This is a genomic window from Kitasatospora sp. NPDC049285, from assembly GCF_040678815.1.
In the GTDB taxonomy this organism is placed as follows: Bacteria; Actinomycetota; Actinomycetes; order Streptomycetales; family Streptomycetaceae; genus Kitasatospora.
The window spans coordinates 1-3,735 of record NZ_JBFAQR010000132.1; the positions used below are offsets into that span (position 1 = coordinate 1).

Consider the following 3,735-nt stretch of genomic DNA (forward strand, 5'->3'; position numbering starts at 1 on the left):
ATCCGGGGTTTCCGGATCGAGTTGGGTGAGGTGGAGGCGGTGCTGGCGGGTCACCCGCAGGTGGCGAAGGCCGCGGTGGTGATCCGGGAGGACCGACCGGGCGACAAGCAGCTGGTCGCCTACCTGGTGGGCGAGGTGGGCGAGGTGGGCGAGGTGGGCGAGGTGGGCGAGGTCGGCGAGGTGCGCGACCACGCGGCCGGGCTCCTGCCGGGCTACATGGTGCCGTCGGCGTTCGTGGTGCTGGAGGCGCTGCCGTTGACCGCGAGCGGCAAGCTGGACCGGCGGGCGCTGCCGGCGCCGGTGGTCGCCGCGGGGGGTGGGCGCGAGCCGCGCACGGCGGAGGAGCGGACGCTGGCGGGGATCTTCCGCGAGCTGCTGGGCGTGGAGGCGGTGAGCATCGACGACAGCTTCTTCGACCTGGGCGGTCACTCGCTGCTGGCGACCCGGCTGCTGTCCCGCATCCGGGCGGTCACGGACGCCGAACTCGGCATCCGCACGGTCTTCGAGAACCCCACCATCGCCCAACTCGCCCGCACTCTCGGCGGCGAGGCCGGCACCCGCGCCCGGCTGACCCGGCGGGAGCGGCCGGACGAGGTCCCGCTGTCATACGCGCAGCAGCGCCTGTGGTTCCTGGACCGGCTCGACACCCAGGGCGGTGCGTACAACATCCCGCTGGCGGTGCGGCTGGAAGGCCCGCTCGACACCGACGCGCTGCAGCGGGCGCTGACCTCGGTGGTGTCCCGGCACGAGACGCTGCGCACGGTCTTCCCGGAGCGCGACGGCCGGCCGTACCAGCAGGTGCGCGCCGAGGCGGAGTTGAAGCTGCTCACCCACCAGGTCGGGGCGGCGGAACTCGGCGAGGCGCTGGCGGGGGAGGCGGCCCGCGGGTTCGACCTCTCCTGCGAACTCCCGCTGCGGGCCTCGCTGTTCCGGACCGCCGCGGACGACCACGTGCTGCTGGTGGTGCTGCACCACATCGCGGGCGACGGCTGGTCGCTGGCGCCGCTGCTGCGCGACCTCGAAGCCGCCTACCTGGCGCGGGAGTCGGCGGCGCTGCCGGTCCAGTACGCGGACTACGCCCTGTGGCAGCGCGAGGTGCTCGGCTCCGAGGATGACCGGGACAGTGTGATCTCCCGTCAACTCGCCTACTGGGCCCAGACTCTGGCCGAGCTGCCGGACGTCCTGGAGCTGCCCACCGACCGCCCGCGGCCCGCCATCGCCTCCTACCGGGGCGAGCGCCTGCCCTGGCAGTTGGACGCCGACGGCCACCGGGCGGTCACCGAGCTGGCGCGCTCGTCCGGCGCGAGCGTCTTCATGGTGCTGCAGGCGGCGGTGGCGACCCTGTTCACCCGGCTGGGTGCGGGGACGGACATTCCGCTGGGGACGGGCATCGCGGGGCGGACCGACGAGGCGTTGGACGAGCTGGTCGGGTTCTTCGTGAACACGCTGGTGCTGCGCACGGACACCTCGGGCAATCCGACCTTCCGTGAGCTGCTCGCCCGCGTGCGCGAGCACGACCTGTCGGCGTACGCGCACCAGGACGTGCCGTTCGAGCGGCTGGTGGAGGTGCTCAACCCGGAGCGCTCGCTGGCCAGGCACCCGCTGTTCCAGACCCTGATCACCCTGCAGAACACTCCCGACCCGGACCTCGACCTGCCCGGGATCACCCCGTCCGCCGTCGACGTGGCGGGCTACCAGGCCAAGTTCGACCTGCTGCTCGACCTCCGCGAGACCTTCGGCGCGGACGGTGTGCCGACGGGCATCGAGGGTTCGGTCGAGTTCGCGCTGGACCTGTTCGACGCGGCGAGCGTGCAGCTGCTCGGCGAGCGGCTGACCCGGCTGCTGGCGAGCGTCACCGCCGAACCGGAGCTGCGGCTCGGCGCGATCCCGGTGCTGGCCGAGCCGGAGCTGGCCCGGCAACTCGCCGACTGGGGACAGGGCGCGCCCGGCCGGACCGCGGTGCCCGCGCTGCCCGCCGCGTTCGCCCGGCAGGTCGAGCTGACCCCGGACGCCGTCGCGGTCATCGGCAGCGAACAGCGCCTGACCTACGCGGAGTTGGACGCGCTGTCGAACCGTTGGGCGCATGCGCTGCGGGAGCGGGGCGTGGGTGCGGGGACGCCGGTGGCGCTGCTGCTGGACCGTTCGCTGGAGCTCGTCGTGGCCGAGCTGGCGGTGGTGAAGGCGGGCGGGTTCTACGTGCCGCTGCACGACGCCTACCCGGCCGACCGCCTGGCACTGATCGTCCGGGACGTGCAGGCCCCGCTGCTGCTCACCGACCGCACCGAGATCCCGGACGGGGTCGCGGAGGCGGTGCGGACGGTGCTGTCCACCGCGGCGATCAGCGGCCGGATCACCGACTACCCGGCCGGTGCGCTCGACGGGTCCGCGTACACCGCGGACCAGCTGGCGTACGTGATGTACACCTCCGGTACGACGGGTCGGCCGAAGGGTGTGATGGTCAGTCACGGGAACGTGGCGGAGCTGGCCTTCGATCCGCGGTTCGGCAGCGGTGCGCACGACTGCGTGCTGATGCACTCCTCGCACGCCTTCGACGCGTCGACCTACGAGCTGTGGGCGCCGCTGCTGCGCGGCGGCAAGGTGGTCGTGGCACCCGGCGGGCACCTCGGCCCGGACGAGCTGCGCTCGGCGATCGCGCTGCGCGGGGTGACCGGGGCATTCGTGACGACCGCGCTGTTCAACGCGATCGCCATGGAGGAGCCGCAGGCCTTCACCGGCATGCGGGAGGTGATGTTCGGCGGTGAGAAGGTCACCGTCGAGGCGGTGGAGAACGCCGTCCGCCACTGCCCGGAGGTGCAGTTCACGCACGTGTACGGCCCGACCGAGACCACCACCTTCGCCACCGTCTGGCCCGTCCCGGCGGACCGGCCGAACGGCGCGTCGATGCCGATCGGCGCCCCGATGGCCGGCACCCGGGCCTACGTGCTGGACGGCTTCCTGCAGCCGCTGCCCGCGGGCGGCGTCGGCGAGCTCTACATCGCGGGCACCGGCGTCGCGAACGGCTACCACGGCCGCCCGGAGCTGACGGCCGAGCGGTTCGTGGCGGACCCCTACGGTGTCCCCGGCGACCGGATGTACCGGACCGGCGACCTGGTGCGCTGGTCCGAGGACGGCCAGGTCGACTACGTAGGCCGCAGCGACGACCAGGTGAAGATCCGCGGTTTCCGCATCGAGCCCGCCGAGATCGAGGCCGCCCTGACGGCCCACCCTGCGGTGACCCAGGCCGTGGTGCTGGTTCGTGAGGACCGGCCGGGTGACAAGCAGTTGGCCGCGTACCTGGTCGGCGTGGACGTCGAGGTCGCGGAGGTCCGGGAGTTCGCCGCCGGTCGGCTGCCCGCCTACATGGTGCCGAACGGCTTCGTCGTACTCGACGCGCTGCCGCTGACGGTCAACGGCAAGCTCGACAAGCGCGCGCTGCCGGCGCCCGAAGCGAGCGCCGCCGCCGAGCAGGACGCCGGGCCGGTGCAGCTGCCCCGCGACGAGCGGGAGCGCTTGCTGTGCGACGTCTTCGCGGGTGTGCTGGGCCGGGAGAGCGTCGGTATCGACGACGGGTTCTTCGACCTGGGTGGTGACAGTATCGCGTCGATCCAGGTGGTGAGTCGGGCTCGTAAGGCCGGGTTGCTGCTGACGGCGCGGGACATCTTCGAGCGCAAGACGGTGCGTGAGCTGGCGGTGGTGGCGACGCAGGCGACGGCGGAGGTGGTGCCGGGCCTGGAG

The 3,735-nt window shown here is 73.0% G+C and carries 1 protein-coding gene; it reads left to right on the forward strand.

The genetic code is table 11. The annotated features are described in order from the left end of the window. The coding region (locus AB0K51_RS34670; RefSeq protein WP_363462256.1) for an amino acid adenylation domain-containing protein at window positions 1-3,735 on the forward strand (3,735 nt) is incomplete at both ends.